Below are 15,175 nucleotides of genomic sequence, written 5' to 3' on the forward strand. Positions count from 1 at the left end.
GCTAGTTCTTGGCTACGATCAAACCATCTACCATGGTCAATTTACGGTCCGCCATATTGGCCAGTTCCAGGTTGTGGGTCACCAATACAAAGGTCTGGCCGAATTCATCCCGAAGCTTGAAAAATAGTTTGTGTAGGTTATCCGCACTTTCGGAATCGAGGTTGCCACTGGGTTCGTCCGCAAAAACAACGGACGGACTGTTCATGAGGGATCGTGCCACGGCCACCCGTTGCTGTTCCCCACCGGAAAGCGCATTGGGCTTATGGTCATACCTATCGGCAAGTCCCAAAAAATCCAAGAGTTCCTTCGCCCTTTTTTCGGCCTCGGATTTGCCCGTTCCCTTGATGAATGCAGGGATACAGACATTTTCCAGCGCCGTAAACTCAGGCAGCAATTGATGGAATTGGAAGATGAAGCCGATATGTTCATTTCGGAATCGGGCCAAGCTTTTATCATTCAATTGGTTAATATCCGTATCATTGATGAACAAAGTACTTTCGCCTTTATTGGATGGAGTATCCAGGGTCCCTAAAATCTGTAACAAAGTGGTTTTTCCCGCACCGGAAGCACCAACAATGGAAACAACCTCCCCTTTTTGTATTTCGAGATCGACCCCTTTCAAGACCTTAAGGTCTCCGTAACTTTTTTGAATGTTCGTGGCCTTTATCATAAAAATGGCTTCGTGGAATGAAAGTAATGATTACTGTCGAAGGCACAAAGATGCAGGTTTTTAATTAAAGTTTTGATCATTTGTACGACTAATGAGGAATGGAATTAGTTTGGGATATTGTATATGAAATCCGAAACTTTGTTTAACTTTGAACAATAATGGATAAACAAAATAATACTACAAAAGAGACCGCCATCTTTGCTGGCGGTTGTTTTTGGTGTACCGAAGCGGTTTTTCAACGTTTGAAAGGGGTAGAGTCCGTGGTACCTGGGTATACGGGCGGTACCATTAAAAATCCAGCCTATCGTGAAATCTGTACCGGCAGGACCGGGCATGCGGAAGCCATCAAGATTACGTTTGATCCTTCCCAAGTATCGTATACCGAATTGCTGGAAGTATTTTTTGCCACGCATGACCCCACAACCCTTAACCGACAGGGGAACGATGTAGGCACCCAATACCGCAGCGAGATTTTCTACACCAATCCTGAGCAAAAGGAATTAGCGCAGCAATTCATTGCCCTGTTGGAAAAAGAAGGCATCTTTGTATCTCCCATTGTTACGGCTATTTCCGGAGAAAAACCTTTTTATTTGGCGGAGGAGGAGCACCACAATTATTACAACGACCATCAACAACAACCCTATTGCCAGGTCATCATAGACCCAAAAATCAAAAAACTGAACACCTATTTTTCAAAAAAACTACAGCATGGCACCTTATAGAAACCTGGAGGAATACAACATAGAAATCACCAATGAGGTCAAGGACCATTTTGCCAAGATCGTGGGTGATATTGGGGAAGATATAACCCGTGAAGGATTGGTTAAGACGCCAGAGCGTGCCGCCAAAGCCATGTTGTTCCTTACCCAAGGCTATCAACAGGATGCCGAGGAAATTCTGAGAAGCGCCATGTTTGCCGAAAGTTATGACGATATGGTCATCATCAAGGACATTGAAATGTATTCGCTTTGCGAACACCACATGCTTCCTTTTTTTGGCAAGGCGCACATCGCTTACATTCCCAACGGACATATTGTGGGATTGAGCAAGATTCCACGTGTGGTGGATGTTTTTGCCCGCAGGTTACAGGTACAGGAACGGTTGACGCACGATATCTTGGAATGCATCAACAACACTTTAAAACCGAAAGGAGTTGCCGTGGTCATCGAAGCGTCCCATATGTGCATGATGATGCGTGGGGTGCAGAAACAGAATTCCGTGACCACCACATCTGGTTTTAGGGGGCAATTTGAAAAAATAGAGACCCGTAACGAGTTCCTTAAACTTATCAGTACAGATTTGTCCTGACCGATTTCCACAATTCGGTGGGAATTCCTATTTTTCCTTTATGGGAGAAGAAAAAGACAAGAAATATCGCAATCTTATTTTGGGATTGGTATTCGATGGTATAGGGATGCTATCCTTCATCATTCCCGGAGTGGGCGAGTTTTCCGATGTGATCTGGGCTCCCATTGCGGGTTGGCTCATGACCCGTATGTACAAGGGCAGGGTAGGGCAGGCCGCTGGTTTAATTACCTTTGCTGAAGAGTTGATACCTGGCCTTGACGTGATTCCTACCTTTACCTTAACGTGGATTTATACTTACCTTTTGGCCAAAAAAAAGAACAACGATTGATATTGTATCAATCGTTGCCCTTTGTCTGAACTTTTATTCTTTTTTAAAGCGGAATGCTCAAATTGAAAGCTACGTTACGCCCAATGTTGGCAATTCCATCCGTTTTCAATCTGGAAAGGTGAGAAATGTAATTTTTGTCAAAAAGGTTGTTCCCGCTAATCTTATATCCAATTTTTTGGTTGAAGATTTTGATGTCCCCTCCAAAACCGACATTGAAAAGATTGTAACGCGGTGTTTTGGTTTCAAATGCAGCCACTTTGTTCTGGTCAAAAAAGGTTTGAAGTGTTGCAAAGGCATAGCATTTGTATTGGGTATCCTTCTTGTTCCATTCCACCCTAAAGGTATTGGTCCATTTGTTGGCGGGCATCAAGGGTAGGTCGGTGTCATCTTCCAATTGACCGTAGACAATGTCATAACTACTTTGCAAATGTAACCAATCTATGGGGTGTGGATGGATGTGAAAGCCAAATTCACCACCATATAGTGTAGCATTTTGTTGCTGAAAAATATATATAGGGTCCGTGTCCCTGAACTCACCGGTTGGCTGCAGGTAGATATAATCGCTCACACCATTGTAGAACCCATTGATGTAGGCTTCTACGTGTTTGTTTCCGTATTCTAGGGACAGGTCAATTTGAAAATTCCGTTCGCTCTTCAGGTCAGGATTACCGATTTCCACACGGTTGGCACCACTATGTAGTCCGTTGGAAGTCAATTCTGCCAAGTTGGGCGCCCTAAACCCTGATGCCAGGTTCAAACGAGCCAAAATGTTGTCTGTAACATCCGCGCGATATCCCACAGCAGCATTAAAGCTGTTGAAATTCCTGTCAATTGGCGCAATATAGGTTTCTTCACCCTGTACACCACTTTCATCACCTTTAATGGCGCGTACATCGTACCGCAATCCCCATTGAAAATCACTTTTGTTAAAATGTATGTGGGATGTGGCCAATACTCCAAAATCATTGGTGGTGGCATTGGGTATCAAAACTTCTTCCCCAAAATTCTCATTCTTTTGGCTCATCCCTTGGATACCAAAAATGGTGGTTGTTTTGCCCCATTGCGGGTTGTAGTGGATGTTATAGTTAAAAGTGCTCAGCTCCATGTGCAGGGAAGGACCCTCTTCCTCTTCATGTTCCTCTTCTTCACCTGGGATTTCGCCTTCTTCTTCATGATGGTGTTCCTCAAATTCCTTTCGATCATTGAAAATATAACCGAAAGTAGCCTCTAGGCTCGAATTTTTGAAAAACAGGTTGTTCTTGGAACTTAGGATATGCGTGAAAATTTCCTGATACGGTAACAAAGGATCACGATCATTGTTTTGTACCCCGATCTCTTCAGGAATACCCAACTCTGATTTATTGTAGTTGTAGCGCAACTCGGTTTTGAATTTGGCAGCTTGATAGGCAAAACCTGTCTTGATATCCGATTCCTTAAAACGGGAGTTGGTCACACTGGTGCCATCACCGGTTTCATAGTCCGCATTGGATGCAATGGTGCCCCGCACCAAAAACTTGAATTTTTCGCCAGAAGTTTTAAATCCGGCATTGGTTCCATAACCCAAAGTATTGGTGAAATAGTTCAGGTTCACATCCCCAGAGGTTTTACCTGTCATTTCAAAATCTTCTGGATTTAAATAGAGTACTCCACCCAAAGCATCGGATCCGTATAATAAAGAAGCCGGACCTTTGATGACTTCAACACTGGAAATCCCGGCATCATTCAACCCAAGTCCGTGTTCACCGCCAAATTGTTGGTTTTCCAACCGAACACCTTGTGTGTAGACCAAAACCCGGTTAAAACTCAATCCCCGAATAACGGGTTTGCCGATTCCGACACCTGTGGAAACGGATGAAACCCCCGGGATCCGCGTAATACCGTCAGCCAAGGTCATAGCACCTTCACTTTTGAGTTCCGCTATGGACTTTTGTTCCACTTTCATCACGTTCTCGCGCTCCAGTTTATGAAAAGGGGTTGAGAGTACCACTTCATCCATTTCTATGGCGGAAGCCTCCATTTGATAATCGAATTTGTTACTTCCTGAATTGATTTGGTAAGAAATGGAATAGGTTTCATACCCTAAGTAAGATACCACCAGTTTGTAATTCCCTTCAGGAAGGTTCTTTAGGGTAAAATTTCCGTTTTCGTCCGTAATAGTGCCGTTTTGCAGTTGTGGGAAGTAAATGGAAACCTGCTCCAATGGCGATCCATTTTCCGCATCCGTAATGGTCCCTGTGAGGGTATTTTGTGAAAATATGTATAGAGGGGACAATGCCCAAAGCATTGCCAGATAAAATTGTTTCATTGTAAAGATTAAAAAGGTTTGTAATATCTAAATCGCTGTAGACATTAAAACCTCTGGGGGGCCTCGCAACGCATGAAATTCCGTTTTAAAGGGTTTGAAGATAAAATGGTAACCGATCTCAAAATGTCCAATTTCTGGAACTTCCACCGGTAAGTACACAAAGGAAGAAGTAAAGAATACCTTATTGGCCAAGGTGAAATCATGGAAATCACAATGAAAATTGGCGCTGTGGATATGATTGGTACCATGTGAGAGGCACTTTTGCTCCTTGGAATGCCCTGAGATGGCATGCGACAATTTTACCGCAGACGGCGTAAGAATCCCTAAAATAAGAATCAGGGATAGCCAAGAAATTGCGCGTTTGTGGAGTTTAAAGGCCATTTACAGCAAATGTAAAGAAGACCCACACTCTTTATGTGTTAACAAAAACTTAAACTATGGTACAAGAAAGCCCAATCCCATGCGTTTGAGCATCTTTTTTTCAAAATTCCAGAAAAAAATGAATTGGCCAAAAACCCACCCAATAAAAAGAAGCAAAACTTGGTAAATAGGGAAAATAATGAGAATCCTGAATGTCCAATACACAATGTGGTGCACGGTCCCTTTTCCTAAACCGATCCACTCCACCAATGGCCCTGCAAGTTTGCCGGCCAAACTACCCGTAATGGCAAACACTATGAAAATGGCAATCATTTCCCATTTGTAGGTCACCTTCCATTTGTTTTCCAACTTTTTAAAACACCACAAAAAGAACCTGACCAACATATAATATATAACCGCAGTCACACCAATGGTGAAAACCCATTCAAAGGTTGTATTGTTCAGACCAAAAAGATGCAGAAATCTTCTAACTATCAGGTAAGATGCCAACATAGTAAAGAGCACACCCAATATAGGGAAAAGGAATTGCCAATTCTTTTGTATTTCCCAACGCTGTCGTATTCTTTGCATTGCCAAAATGGTTGTATCGCAAAAATACTACATTATATCCTTGGTAGGAAGGGGCCCAGCCGTTGATTGTACTTTCTTTGAAAGTAAATGAAGTAATTATAGAGTTTGTAATTGACCTCATACCCATAATCGATGTTGGGATCGTAGTTGATCTGCATTTCATAGAGGTTTGGGTTATACAAGTTGGGTTGCATCACCCTTTGGTTCCAATTCATGACCAAAATGGCGTTTCGGTTTTCCAAAAAATTTTGGGAATAATAACCTTCGGGCCTTGCAATACTCAACAACCATGCATTGAACCCCGGTTCAATGATGATGATCTCGTACTCCGTTTCGTCGTCCTTTATTTCTACAGGTTGGTCCTCCTTGGAATCAAAAACGGCTTGTTCCTCATTGGAAATATCCAAAACCTCTTTTTGGGTGCCACAGGAAACCAGCAGTAAAACCGACGTCATTATTATATAGTGTATCTTTTTCTTTTTCATCACCTTAAGGTACAAAAAAAGCCATTTGAAATTTCAAACGGCTTTGTTAAATAACATTAAGTAGGTACGTCTATTTGCCAAACAACCCACCCAGTATTCCTCCCAAACCACTTTTCTTTTGGTTGCCTCCATTCAATACCATGCCGGCAAGATCGTCCATTATGCTGCCATCACCATCCGAATCCAAAAAAGTTTCAATAAGCGATTGTTGCTTTGCAGCGGTTTTGGTGCCACCCATCAAACCTCCCAATAATCCATTCAATCCATCGGGACTACTGATGTTCTGCTGGCGTGTTTGTTTGCCGAGGTATCCCAGCAACAGGGGAGCTGCAATTTTCAAAATTTGGGCAACGGTACCTGCATCAAGTCCCGATTTACTGCTAAGTGCGTTTTCCACCTGAGGTTGTTTGGAACCCAAAATGTGTCCCAAGATCCCGGCACCATCATCCATGGCGCTTTGATCCACGCCACCTCCGAAGAATCCTCCTAGATTGTCCAAAATACTTCCGTCATGCTTGGAACTTAACGCGTTCATCAACCCTTGGGCCCCACCCGGGGTAGAAGTGTTCTTTTTCATGGCGCCCATCAAAAGGGGCATGGCCATACTCAAAACGTCGGCCGTTTTACTTTCCGATTGTCCCGTTTGGCCAGCCACACCGCTGACCAATTGTTTGCCCATTGGGCTATTGAGTAAATCCAATAATCCTGACATGTGTTTAGTGTTAAGGTTAGAGAAACAAGGTACAAAAAAGTAGGGTTTGAAATCCTGATTAGTGCTCCAAACCTGAATTAATTTAGCAATTTGATAACTTGTTCCGCAAGCTCTACCGCAATTCGTTGTTGGGCTTCCAAGGTTGAAGCGCCAATGTGGGGAGTCAAGGATATTTTGGAATTCATCAAAATCTGGATTTCCGGATGGGGCTCGGATTCGTACACGTCCAATCCTGCAAAGGCAAGGTGGTCATTGTCCAAGGCCTCCACCAAAGCAACCTCGTCCAAAATGCCACCACGGGATGTATTGATGATACCAGAACCCGACTTCATTATTTCCAATTCTTCCTTGCCGATGACATAATCCTCCTGCGCGGGAACATGAAGACTCACAAAATCGGACTGCTTCAACACGCTTTTCAAATCCTGGGACTCCAAAGTAAAACTTACCGATTGTCCATCAAAAAAAGAAACCTCTAGGCTAGCTTCGGCGACATGATGATCCGTGTATACCACTTTCATCCCCAAAGCCAAGGCCATTTTTGCGGTGGCCTGACCAATTCTTCCAAAGCCTACAATTCCCAAGGTCTTTCCGCGGAGTTCGGTGCCCCCGGCATAACTTTTCTTAAGTGATTTGAAGTGACTTTCGCCTTCCAACGGCATATTTCTATTGGAGTCGGGAAGAAATCGAACAGCTCCCAACAAATGGGCAAAGACCAGTTCCGCAACGGATTCGGAAGAAGCTTCTGGGGTATTGATGACATGGATACCCTTTGATTTGGCATATTCCACATCGATGTTATCCATTCCCACACCACCACGACCGATCAATTTGAGTCCCGGGCATGCATTGATAATTTCTTTGTTGACCTTGGTGGCACTGCGCACCAATAGTCCGGTAATGTTATTTTTATTGATAAAGTTGGCCAATTGCTCTTGGGCAACATGCGTGAGGTTAACCTCAAATCCTGCTTTTTCAAGCAAAGTGATTCCTTCTTTTGCCAACCCGTCGTTGGCTAATATGACCTTCATTAATTTATAAGTTTTAAATTTTGAATGCTAAATGGTTTCTTGACTGGTCTTTACTATTTTGGTCAATATTTTAATGATCTGGTCGATTTCATCCAAATAAGATTCTGTCCCAATCTTTGTCAATTTACTTTCTTTGATCAATCTGAGCCAATAACGCGTTTCCCTTGCCTCTTTGGAAGCAATCGCCATTTTTGCGATAAAATCCCTTTTGGATTGACCTGCACCAGCTTCCACAACATTGGCTCCAATACTGGTTGATGAACGAAGCAATTGATCAGCAAAGACAAACTCTTTATTTTCCTTCAAATCTTTGACCAATTTGATGATACTAAGAGAAAATTTAAAGGTCTTGTCCTCAATCAACACTTAAAACTTAGAATTGAACATTTAAAAACTTATCCTTTCTTTTCCAATTCACTCATAATGTCCACCAATACCCCAACACTTTCAATAGGAAGTGCATTGTACATGGAGGCCCTATATCCACCCACAGATCGGTGCCCTTTGATTCCACTGACACCTGCTTCCTTGCACATCTCATCGAACATATCCTTGAGTCCGTCATCGGTGATATTAAAAGTGGCGTTCATCAACGAACGATCCTCTTTGGCCGCAAATCCTGCGAATACAGGATTCAACTCAATTTCCGAATAGATCAGATTGGCTTTGCGCTCGTTGATTTCTTCAATGGCCGGAATACCGCCCAAATCCTTCAACCATTGCATGGTGAGCATGGAAACATAGATTGCAAAAACAGGTGGGGTATTGAACATGCTATCCTGCTTAATATGAACACCGTAATCCAACATGGACGGTATTTTTCGGGATACCTTGCCCAAAATATCTTCCTTGACTACCACCAAAGTAGTTCCAGCGGGACCCATGTTCTTTTGGGCACCTGCGTAGATGAGGTCAAATTTTGAAAAATCTAGTTGTCGGGAAAAGATGTCTGAACTCATATCGCACACCAACGGAACGTCCGTCTCGGGGAATTCCTTCATCTGGGTACCATAAATGGTGTTGTTAGAGGTCAGGTGAAGGTAGTCCAAGTCACCGGGCACCTTATATCTCTTTGGGATATGGTCAAAATTATCTTCCTGTGAAGAAGCTACTTCTACAACTTCCCCGAACAACCGGGCCTCTTTTATGGCTTTTTGACTCCAGGTACCAGTGTTCACATAGCCGGCCTTTTTTTCCAACAGATTAAAGGCTGTCATCATAAATTGCATGCTGGCCCCTCCTTGTAAAAAAATGGCCTGATATCCTTTTCCTTCCAATCCCATCAATTCCAATGCCAAGGAACGGGCCTTTTCCATAATGGCAACGAATTCCTTGCTACGGTGGGAAATTTCGATAAGTGAAAGTCCTATGCCATCCAGGTCCATTACGGCTTCGGATGCCTTTAACATTACTTCTTTGGGCAAAATGCTGGGTCCTGCACTAAAATTGTGTTTTTTCATTTCCTTGGTTTACGGGATAAAGGTCTAAAAAAATCTTGGATCTAAAAACGGTTGATAAGGTTAGGATTTTCTTAAAGGCGCAGTAAAAATTCCATGGTATCGATACCGTCCGCGTAATCGTTCAATCGGGGTTTTTGGGTTTGGCCAAAACCGACATGGCCGTCCTTATATTGATTGGAAACCACACATTGGATTTGGTCTTTCAACGCATCCAATTCTTTATGAAGGTTTTCTTCTGAACCATAATAGGAATAGAACAATACCGAGATGGGGGAGGAGAGGGCTTCCTCTTCCTTCAAGATCAAAAATTCATTGTCCAAAATCTTAAAATCGCTCATTAAATACACCGCTTTGTTATAGTCATAATTATTGGCGTACTTATGTTGATGTATGATGTCCCCATAAGTGTACATGGCCTTAAAGAAGGGTTCAAAATTATACCCTGCAGGAATATAGATTTTGGAAACATTCCGACATCCCAAACCATAATACCTGAAAATATCCTCTCCCAAAGCCACCAGTTCCTCATGGGTCTCCTTTCCTGTCAAGATGGCTACTGAATTTCGGTTTTTACGGATAATGTGTGGTTTTTGTCCGAAATAATATTCAAAATAACGTCCTGTATTGTTGCTTCCTGTAGCAATAACAGCATCGAAACCTTCCATTTTACCATCCACAAAAGTGATGCGTTCCTCTAGCGTCGAGTCTTTATCAATCAAAAACTTCACCAAATGCGGTAACAGTCGTTTGTCGTTGGAGGAAAGTTTGGCCAAAACCTTATGTCCGGACAAGATAACGCAAAGAAAATCATGGAAACCTACCAAAGGAATGTTCCCAGCCATGACAATGCCAATGGTTTTGGGCGATTCAACAGATTTAAGGTTATATCCCAACAACCAATCCTCAAGGTTTTCTTGGGTAAGCAAATGGCCCCATTCCCTCAAGGCATATAAAATGTTTTCTTGTGTAAACCAGCCGTTTTCGTGTTCTGCCCGAGCCACTACTTCCTTGAATTCAAGGTCAATGGAATCATCGTTCGCATAACATTTTTCGCAAAAATCCGTTAGGTATTTTCCAAGTTCGACAAAAGCTCCAATTCTTTGGTTATACGGTGTCATTAAATTTGTACACTAATTTACTAGGGTTTATTTTTGTCAAAAGTAAGCATGCTGAAAAGAATCAGCTCAAAAGGAAAAGAAAATTATGGCCATAATTATAACAGATGAATGCATAAACTGTGGTGCTTGCGAGCCAGAATGCCCCAATACCGCAATTTATGAAGGTGCAGATGAGTGGAGATACAGCGATGGAACATCGTTGACCGGAGATGTGGTTTTGCCAAGCGGTAAGGCCGTAAATGCCGATGATGTACAGGATCCCGTAAGTGATGAAATCTATTATATCGTTCCAGATAAATGTACCGAGTGCAAAGGTTTTCATGAAGAACCTCAATGTGCCGCGGTTTGTCCAGTGGATTGTTGTGTACCCGATGAAGACCACGTGGAAAGCGAAGAGGTATTGTTGGGCAAGCAGCGTTTTATGCACCCGAACAATTAATCAATAAAATATCTTGTAATTTAGCCCGTACTTTAATTGGTTCGGGTTTTTTTATGGAAGAAAAGGAAAAAGAGTACAAAGGCATTTGGATGCAGGTGGGATGCATCCTCTCTTTGGTGGCCATTTTAGGAATCATTGCCCTGTTTATCATGGGCATCTACCTTTTGATTGGGAAATATTGATTCCCCAACCAAAACTTCAACTTATATTTGCAGCCTTAAATCAATGAACAGTCATCAATAATCAATGAATACAATGGTATTTCTGTTCTGAGATTTGATCCGTGTTCTAAAATATAACATCTATTATCTAGTCAATGAAAGCCGGTATTGTAGGATTGCCCAACGTAGGAAAATCAACTTTGTTCAATTGCCTTTCCAATGCAAAAGCACAAAGTGCCAACTTCCCTTTTTGTACCATAGAACCCAACATTGGTGTGGTGAACGTGCCCGACCAGCGATTGGAAAAATTGGAAAAGTTGGTAAATCCAGAGCGCGTGGTTCCTGCAACGGTGGAAATTGTGGACATTGCCGGTTTGGTAAAAGGGGCAAGCAAGGGCGAAGGATTGGGCAACCAGTTTTTGGGAAATATCCGCGAAACCGATGCCATTCTGCACGTTTTGAGGTGTTTTGACAATGACAATATTGTGCACGTGGATGGTTCCGTAAATCCTATCCGTGATAAGGAAACCATTGATATGGAACTCCAGTTGAAGGATTTGGAAAGTGTGGACAAAAAACTGGAAAAAGTAAAAAGAGCAGCCAAAACTGGAAATAAGGAAGCCCAAAAGGAAGAAGCCGTGCTCAATGCCGTTAAGCAAGGTTTGGAGTCCGGAACTTCGGTTCGAGCCATTCAGATCAGCGAGGAAGACCGCGCAGAATTTGTGCGACCTATGCAGTTGATTACCGACAAACCCGTTATGTATGTATGTAATGTAGATGAAGGATCTGCTGTCAATGGAAATGCCTACGTGGAAAAAGTAAAGGAAGCCGTAGCCAATGAAAATGCAGAGGTCATCTTTTTGGCTGTGGGTACAGAAGCTGATATCACCGAATTGGAAACCTATGAAGAGCGTCAGATGTTCTTGGAGGATTTGGGACTTACTGAGCCAGGTTCTGCCAAATTGATTCGTGGTGCCTATAAATTATTGGATCTTGAAACCTATTTCACCGCTGGCGTAAAAGAGGTTCGTGCTTGGACCATTCCAGTTGGGGCAACCGCTCCTCAAGCGGCAGGGGTTATCCATACCGATTTTGAAAAAGGATTTATCCGAGCTGAAGTTATTTCTTATGACGATTACATTAAATATGGCAGCGAATCCAAGGTGAAGGAAGCAGGCCGTATGCGTGTAGAAGGCAAGGAATATATCGTGAAAGATGGTGATATCATGCACTTTAGGTTCAATGTGTAAACACTGACCGTTGTAATTCCATTTAATTTTTCCTATTGAATTTTTTACTCAAGCTTAGTTTTGATGTATGTCAGTCAAAAGCTTGGGAATCTTTTATGGTATCGTGGGGGTTATCTTGTTTTCCTCCAAGGCGGTCATGGTCAAATTAGCCTATGAATATCATGTGGATACTCTGGACCTGCTCTTGTTCCGCATGCTCTTTTCGTTGCCATTTTATCTTTTCATCCTTTTTTTGATTCGAAATAAAAGACCTTCAGTAAAGATTGGACTCAAAGATTATGCTTGGCTGCTCCTGTTTGGATTTGTGGGTTATTATTTGGCCAGTTATTTTGATTTTCTGGGATTGAATTATATCAAGGCCGGATTGGAACGGATCATCCTTTTTGTATATCCCACCATCGTGGTTTTTTTGTCTTGGTTGTTCTTCAAACAAAAAATTACCAAAGTGCAATCGGTGGCCATCATCATCACTTACATTGGTGTGGTCATCACCTTTTGGAATGAATTGGAAATTGCAGGTAAAGGGGTTCTATGGGGTGGATTTTTGGTGTTGTTAAGTGCCATCACCTATGCCTCATATTTGGTAGGAAGCGGCTGGCTGATTCCCAAATTTGGTATGTTGCGGTTTACCTGCTACGCCATGGTCGTTTCAACATCTTGTATCGTAGTTCACTATCTTATTGCCGGGGAATGGGGAATGTTCAACTATCCTCTGCCAGTATACCTCTATGGAGTTGCCATGGCCATTTTGGCCACACTGATCCCTTCTTTTTTGGTATCGGCTTCCATTGAACGATTGGGGGCTTCCAATTTTTCGATATTAGGGAGTCTGGGTCCAGTTTCTACAATTCTGTTAGCTTTTGTATTTTTGAATGAACAATTGACCTATTGGCAATTACTTGGAATGATGGTAGTGATTTTTGGTGTAACCTATCTTTCCATACAGCAAAAAAAGAGGGCTCAGGCATGATGTATATTAACAATTGCATTTTTCATTGTTGATTACTTTCTTGGATCTTCGCCTTAATTTTTGCCCCTAAATTTTATATTAGCAAGGATTAACCCTTATAGATTCATGGCAGAAACCCAGTATACAGAGGATAACATCCGTTCCCTTGATTGGAAGGAGCATATTCGTATGCGACCCGGTATGTACATTGGTAAATTGGGTGATGGATCGTCCGCGGACGATGGCATCTATATATTGCTCAAGGAAGTGATAGACAACTGTATAGATGAGTTTGTCATGGGCGCAGGGAAGACCATCGAAATCACCATAAAGGACAACATTGTCAACGTGCGCGACTATGGTCGTGGAATTCCGTTGGGCAAGGTAGTGGATGTGGTTTCCAAAATGAACACGGGTGGTAAGTACGATACCAGGGCTTTCAAAAAATCTGTGGGATTGAATGGCGTGGGAACCAAAGCTGTAAACGCTCTTTCCACTTATTTCAAGGTAGAATCGAACAGGGACGGTCAATCCAAATCCGCTGAATTCAACATTGGTAACCTGGTCAACGAAGAGCTTGTGGAAGAAACTTCCAGAAGAAGGGGTACCAAAATCAGCTTTACGCCGGACGACACCATTTTCAAAAATTACAAATATAGAAACGAGTATGTGGAACGCATGCTCAAGAATTACGTATACCTCAACCCCGGACTCACCATTATGTTCAATGGGGAAAAATATCAGTCCGAAAATGGGTTAAAGGACCTTTTGGAAGACAATAACAATCAGGACGATTTCCTCTATCCGATCATTCACTTGAAAGGAGAGGACATCGAAGTGGCCATGACCCATAGCAAGACCCAGTACAGCGAGGAATATCACTCCTTTGTTAATGGGCAACATACTACCCAAGGAGGAACGCACCAGGCAGCCTTTCGGGAAGCCATAGTCAAGACCATTCGTGATTTTTATGGCAAGAATTATGACGCGTCGGATGTACGGAAGTCAATCATATCCGCTATTTCCATTAAGGTGATGGAGCCTGTGTTCGAAAGTCAGACCAAAACAAAACTAGGTTCTACCGATATGGGGGGTGACCTGCCATCGGTGCGTACCTACATCAACGACTTTTTGGGGACCTATTTGGATAATTACCTACACAAAAATCCCCAGACCGCAGAGGCATTGCAACGCAAAATAGTCCAAGCGGAGCGAGAGCGCAAGGAACTGTCCGGGATACGGAAACTGGCTAGGGAACGCGCCAAAAAAGCCAGTTTACACAATAAAAAGTTACGAGATTGTCGCATCCATCTGCAGGACATGAAGAACGACCGAAGGCTGGAAAGCACTCTTTTTATCACCGAGGGAGATTCCGCTTCTGGGTCCATTACCAAGTCCAGGGACGTGAACACCCAAGCGGTTTTCAGTCTGCGTGGTAAACCGTTGAATTCCTACGGAATGTCCAAAAAGATTGTATATGAGAATGAGGAGTTCAACCTGCTGCAAGCTGCATTGAACATTGAGGAATCCATGGAAGACCTTAGGTACAACAACATTGTGATCGCTACCGATGCCGATGTGGATGGTATGCACATTCGCTTGTTGTTGATCACGTTCTTTTTACAATTCTTCCCTGAATTAATCAAGGAAAACCACCTCTACATTTTACAGACCCCATTGTTTAGAGTGCGCAATAAAAAAGAAACTATCTATTGCTATAGCGAGGAAGAAAAACGCAATGCCATAACGAAGTTGACGGGGAAACCGGAAATTACAAGGTTCAAGGGATTGGGTGAAATTTCCCCGGACGAATTTAAACACTTCATTGGTGATGACATCCGATTGGAACCTGTAATGCTGGATAAGGCTATGAGCATTGAAAACCTGTTGCAGTTTTACATGGGTAAAAACACGCCGGACCGGCAAGAATTTATCATAAATAACCTTAAAGTCGAACTAGATCTAGTTGAAGAAAATCAACTGTAAACCAACTAAATGCCGCCCTTCT

Annotated in this window: 18 protein-coding genes; 8 read left to right on the forward strand and 10 right to left on the reverse strand. The window is 42.6% G+C overall.

What is annotated here, in order from left to right:
* Position 1: 1 nt before the first annotated feature.
* Positions 2–670 (reverse strand): ABC transporter ATP-binding protein, encoded by a 669-nt coding sequence (locus tag GTK07_RS05705; protein WP_163633934.1) that lies wholly within the window; start codon positions 668–670, stop codon positions 2–4.
* A gap of 158 nt (positions 671–828) precedes the next feature.
* Here GTK07_RS05705 and msrA point away from each other — a divergent pair, with 158 nt between their 5' ends.
* From msrA to GTK07_RS05720, 3 genes are read left to right on the forward strand one after another with little or no spacing between them, the layout of a single operon-like run.
* The gene (gene msrA, locus GTK07_RS05710) at positions 829–1,392 is read left to right on the forward strand and encodes a peptide-methionine (S)-S-oxide reductase MsrA (RefSeq protein ID WP_163633936.1); all 564 of its coding nucleotides are present in this window, start codon (positions 829–831) and stop codon (positions 1,390–1,392) included.
* Entirely contained in the window at positions 1,379–1,978 is a 600-nt protein-coding gene (gene folE, locus GTK07_RS05715; RefSeq protein WP_163633938.1) for a GTP cyclohydrolase I FolE, read from the forward strand. The genes msrA and folE overlap by 14 nt, the downstream gene beginning before the upstream one ends.
* 40 nt (positions 1,979–2,018) lie before the next feature.
* Positions 2,019–2,306 carry a hypothetical protein gene (locus GTK07_RS05720; RefSeq protein ID WP_163633940.1) on the forward strand — a complete coding sequence of 96 codons (288 nt, stop codon included), beginning with the start codon at positions 2,019–2,021 and terminating at the stop codon, positions 2,304–2,306.
* Between the two features lie 43 nt (positions 2,307–2,349).
* Here the strand turns inward: GTK07_RS05720 and GTK07_RS05725 are convergent, their stop codons facing one another.
* The 9 genes from GTK07_RS05725 to GTK07_RS05765 form a co-directional block, all read right to left on the reverse strand.
* Positions 2,350–4,611 (reverse strand): TonB-dependent receptor, encoded by a 2,262-nt coding sequence (locus tag GTK07_RS05725; protein WP_235932446.1) that lies wholly within the window; start codon positions 4,609–4,611, stop codon positions 2,350–2,352.
* A 27-nt stretch (positions 4,612–4,638) separates the two neighbouring features.
* On the reverse strand, positions 4,639–4,992 hold the full coding sequence (locus GTK07_RS05730; RefSeq protein WP_163633942.1) for a hypothetical protein: 354 nt from the start codon (positions 4,990–4,992) through the stop codon (positions 4,639–4,641).
* A gap of 54 nt (positions 4,993–5,046) precedes the next feature.
* The gene (locus GTK07_RS05735; protein WP_163633944.1) at positions 5,047–5,562 is read right to left on the reverse strand and encodes a DUF6787 family protein; all 516 of its coding nucleotides are present in this window, start codon (positions 5,560–5,562) and stop codon (positions 5,047–5,049) included.
* Between the two features lie 32 nt (positions 5,563–5,594).
* The gene (locus GTK07_RS05740; protein ID WP_235932447.1) at positions 5,595–6,017 is read right to left on the reverse strand and encodes a DUF6146 family protein; all 423 of its coding nucleotides are present in this window, start codon (positions 6,015–6,017) and stop codon (positions 5,595–5,597) included.
* A 100-nt stretch (positions 6,018–6,117) separates the two neighbouring features.
* Positions 6,118–6,759, reverse strand: a complete 642-nt coding sequence (locus GTK07_RS05745; RefSeq protein ID WP_163633948.1) for a DUF937 domain-containing protein — start codon at positions 6,757–6,759, stop codon at positions 6,118–6,120.
* Between the two features lie 77 nt (positions 6,760–6,836).
* Positions 6,837–7,790: a D-2-hydroxyacid dehydrogenase gene (locus GTK07_RS05750; RefSeq protein WP_163633950.1), complete on the reverse strand. Its 954-nt coding sequence runs from the start codon at positions 7,788–7,790 to the stop codon at positions 6,837–6,839.
* A 27-nt stretch (positions 7,791–7,817) separates the two neighbouring features.
* Positions 7,818–8,156: a four helix bundle protein gene (locus tag GTK07_RS05755; protein ID WP_163633952.1), complete on the reverse strand. Its 339-nt coding sequence runs from the start codon at positions 8,154–8,156 to the stop codon at positions 7,818–7,820.
* Positions 8,157–8,185: 29 nt separating this feature from the next.
* On the reverse strand, positions 8,186–9,250 hold the full coding sequence (serC, locus tag GTK07_RS05760; RefSeq protein WP_163633954.1) for a 3-phosphoserine/phosphohydroxythreonine transaminase: 1,065 nt from the start codon (positions 9,248–9,250) through the stop codon (positions 8,186–8,188).
* Between the two features lie 71 nt (positions 9,251–9,321).
* Complete coding sequence (locus tag GTK07_RS05765; protein ID WP_163633956.1) at positions 9,322–10,368, reverse strand: acyl-CoA reductase; 1,047 nt, start codon at positions 10,366–10,368, stop codon at positions 9,322–9,324.
* 85 nt (positions 10,369–10,453) lie between these two features.
* Between GTK07_RS05765 and GTK07_RS05770 the strand changes: the two genes are divergently transcribed.
* From GTK07_RS05770 to GTK07_RS05785, 5 genes are all read left to right on the forward strand, one after another.
* Positions 10,454–10,807: a 4Fe-4S dicluster domain-containing protein gene (locus tag GTK07_RS05770; protein WP_163633958.1), complete on the forward strand. Its 354-nt coding sequence runs from the start codon at positions 10,454–10,456 to the stop codon at positions 10,805–10,807.
* Between the two features lie 53 nt (positions 10,808–10,860).
* Positions 10,861–10,989: a hypothetical protein gene (locus GTK07_RS19330; protein WP_262696608.1), complete on the forward strand. Its 129-nt coding sequence runs from the start codon at positions 10,861–10,863 to the stop codon at positions 10,987–10,989.
* A 134-nt stretch (positions 10,990–11,123) separates the two neighbouring features.
* A complete protein-coding gene (ychF, locus tag GTK07_RS05775; protein WP_163633960.1) occupies positions 11,124–12,218 on the forward strand; it encodes a redox-regulated ATPase YchF in 1,095 nt (364 codons plus the stop codon).
* Positions 12,219–12,285: 67 nt separating this feature from the next.
* On the forward strand, positions 12,286–13,188 hold the full coding sequence (locus GTK07_RS05780) for a DMT family transporter (RefSeq protein ID WP_163633962.1): 903 nt from the start codon (positions 12,286–12,288) through the stop codon (positions 13,186–13,188).
* 105 nt (positions 13,189–13,293) lie between these two features.
* Entirely contained in the window at positions 13,294–15,153 is a 1,860-nt protein-coding gene (locus GTK07_RS05785) for a DNA topoisomerase IV subunit B (protein ID WP_163633964.1), read from the forward strand.
* The last annotated feature ends 22 nt before the right edge of the window (positions 15,154–15,175 follow it).

This window comes from Flagellimonas sediminis, assembly GCF_010500845.1.
In the GTDB taxonomy this organism is placed as follows: Bacteria; Bacteroidota; Bacteroidia; order Flavobacteriales; family Flavobacteriaceae; genus Flagellimonas; species Flagellimonas sediminis.

Bases quoted from the DNA above. Each gene is read 5' to 3' on its own strand.
- GTK07_RS05720 (WP_163633940.1), top strand. From the start codon at position 2,019: ATGGGAGAAGAAAAAGACAAGAAATATCGCAATCTTATTTTGGGATTG.
- GTK07_RS05780 (WP_163633962.1), top strand. From the start codon at position 12,286: ATGTCAGTCAAAAGCTTGGGAATCTTTTATGGTATCGTGGGGGTTATC.
- serC (WP_163633954.1), bottom strand. From the start codon at position 9,250: ATGAAAAAACACAATTTTAGTGCAGGACCCAGCATTTTGCCCAAAGAA.
- GTK07_RS05785 (WP_163633964.1), top strand. From the start codon at position 13,294: ATGGCAGAAACCCAGTATACAGAGGATAACATCCGTTCCCTTGATTGG.
- GTK07_RS05770 (WP_163633958.1), top strand. From the start codon at position 10,454: ATGGCCATAATTATAACAGATGAATGCATAAACTGTGGTGCTTGCGAG.
- GTK07_RS05740 (WP_235932447.1), bottom strand. From the start codon at position 6,017: ATGACGTCGGTTTTACTGCTGGTTTCCTGTGGCACCCAAAAAGAGGTT.
- GTK07_RS05725 (WP_235932446.1), bottom strand. From the start codon at position 4,611: ATGAAACAATTTTATCTGGCAATGCTTTGGGCATTGTCCCCTCTATAC.
- ychF (WP_163633960.1), top strand. From the start codon at position 11,124: ATGAAAGCCGGTATTGTAGGATTGCCCAACGTAGGAAAATCAACTTTG.
- folE (WP_163633938.1), top strand. From the start codon at position 1,379: ATGGCACCTTATAGAAACCTGGAGGAATACAACATAGAAATCACCAAT.
- GTK07_RS05730 (WP_163633942.1), bottom strand. From the start codon at position 4,992: ATGGCCTTTAAACTCCACAAACGCGCAATTTCTTGGCTATCCCTGATT.
- GTK07_RS05765 (WP_163633956.1), bottom strand. From the start codon at position 10,368: ATGACACCGTATAACCAAAGAATTGGAGCTTTTGTCGAACTTGGAAAA.
- GTK07_RS05705 (WP_163633934.1), bottom strand. From the start codon at position 670: ATGATAAAGGCCACGAACATTCAAAAAAGTTACGGAGACCTTAAGGTC.
- GTK07_RS19330 (WP_262696608.1), top strand. From the start codon at position 10,861: ATGGAAGAAAAGGAAAAAGAGTACAAAGGCATTTGGATGCAGGTGGGA.
- GTK07_RS05745 (WP_163633948.1), bottom strand. From the start codon at position 6,759: ATGTCAGGATTATTGGATTTACTCAATAGCCCAATGGGCAAACAATTG.
- GTK07_RS05735 (WP_163633944.1), bottom strand. From the start codon at position 5,562: ATGCAAAGAATACGACAGCGTTGGGAAATACAAAAGAATTGGCAATTC.
- msrA (WP_163633936.1), top strand. From the start codon at position 829: ATGGATAAACAAAATAATACTACAAAAGAGACCGCCATCTTTGCTGGC.
- GTK07_RS05750 (WP_163633950.1), bottom strand. From the start codon at position 7,790: ATGAAGGTCATATTAGCCAACGACGGGTTGGCAAAAGAAGGAATCACT.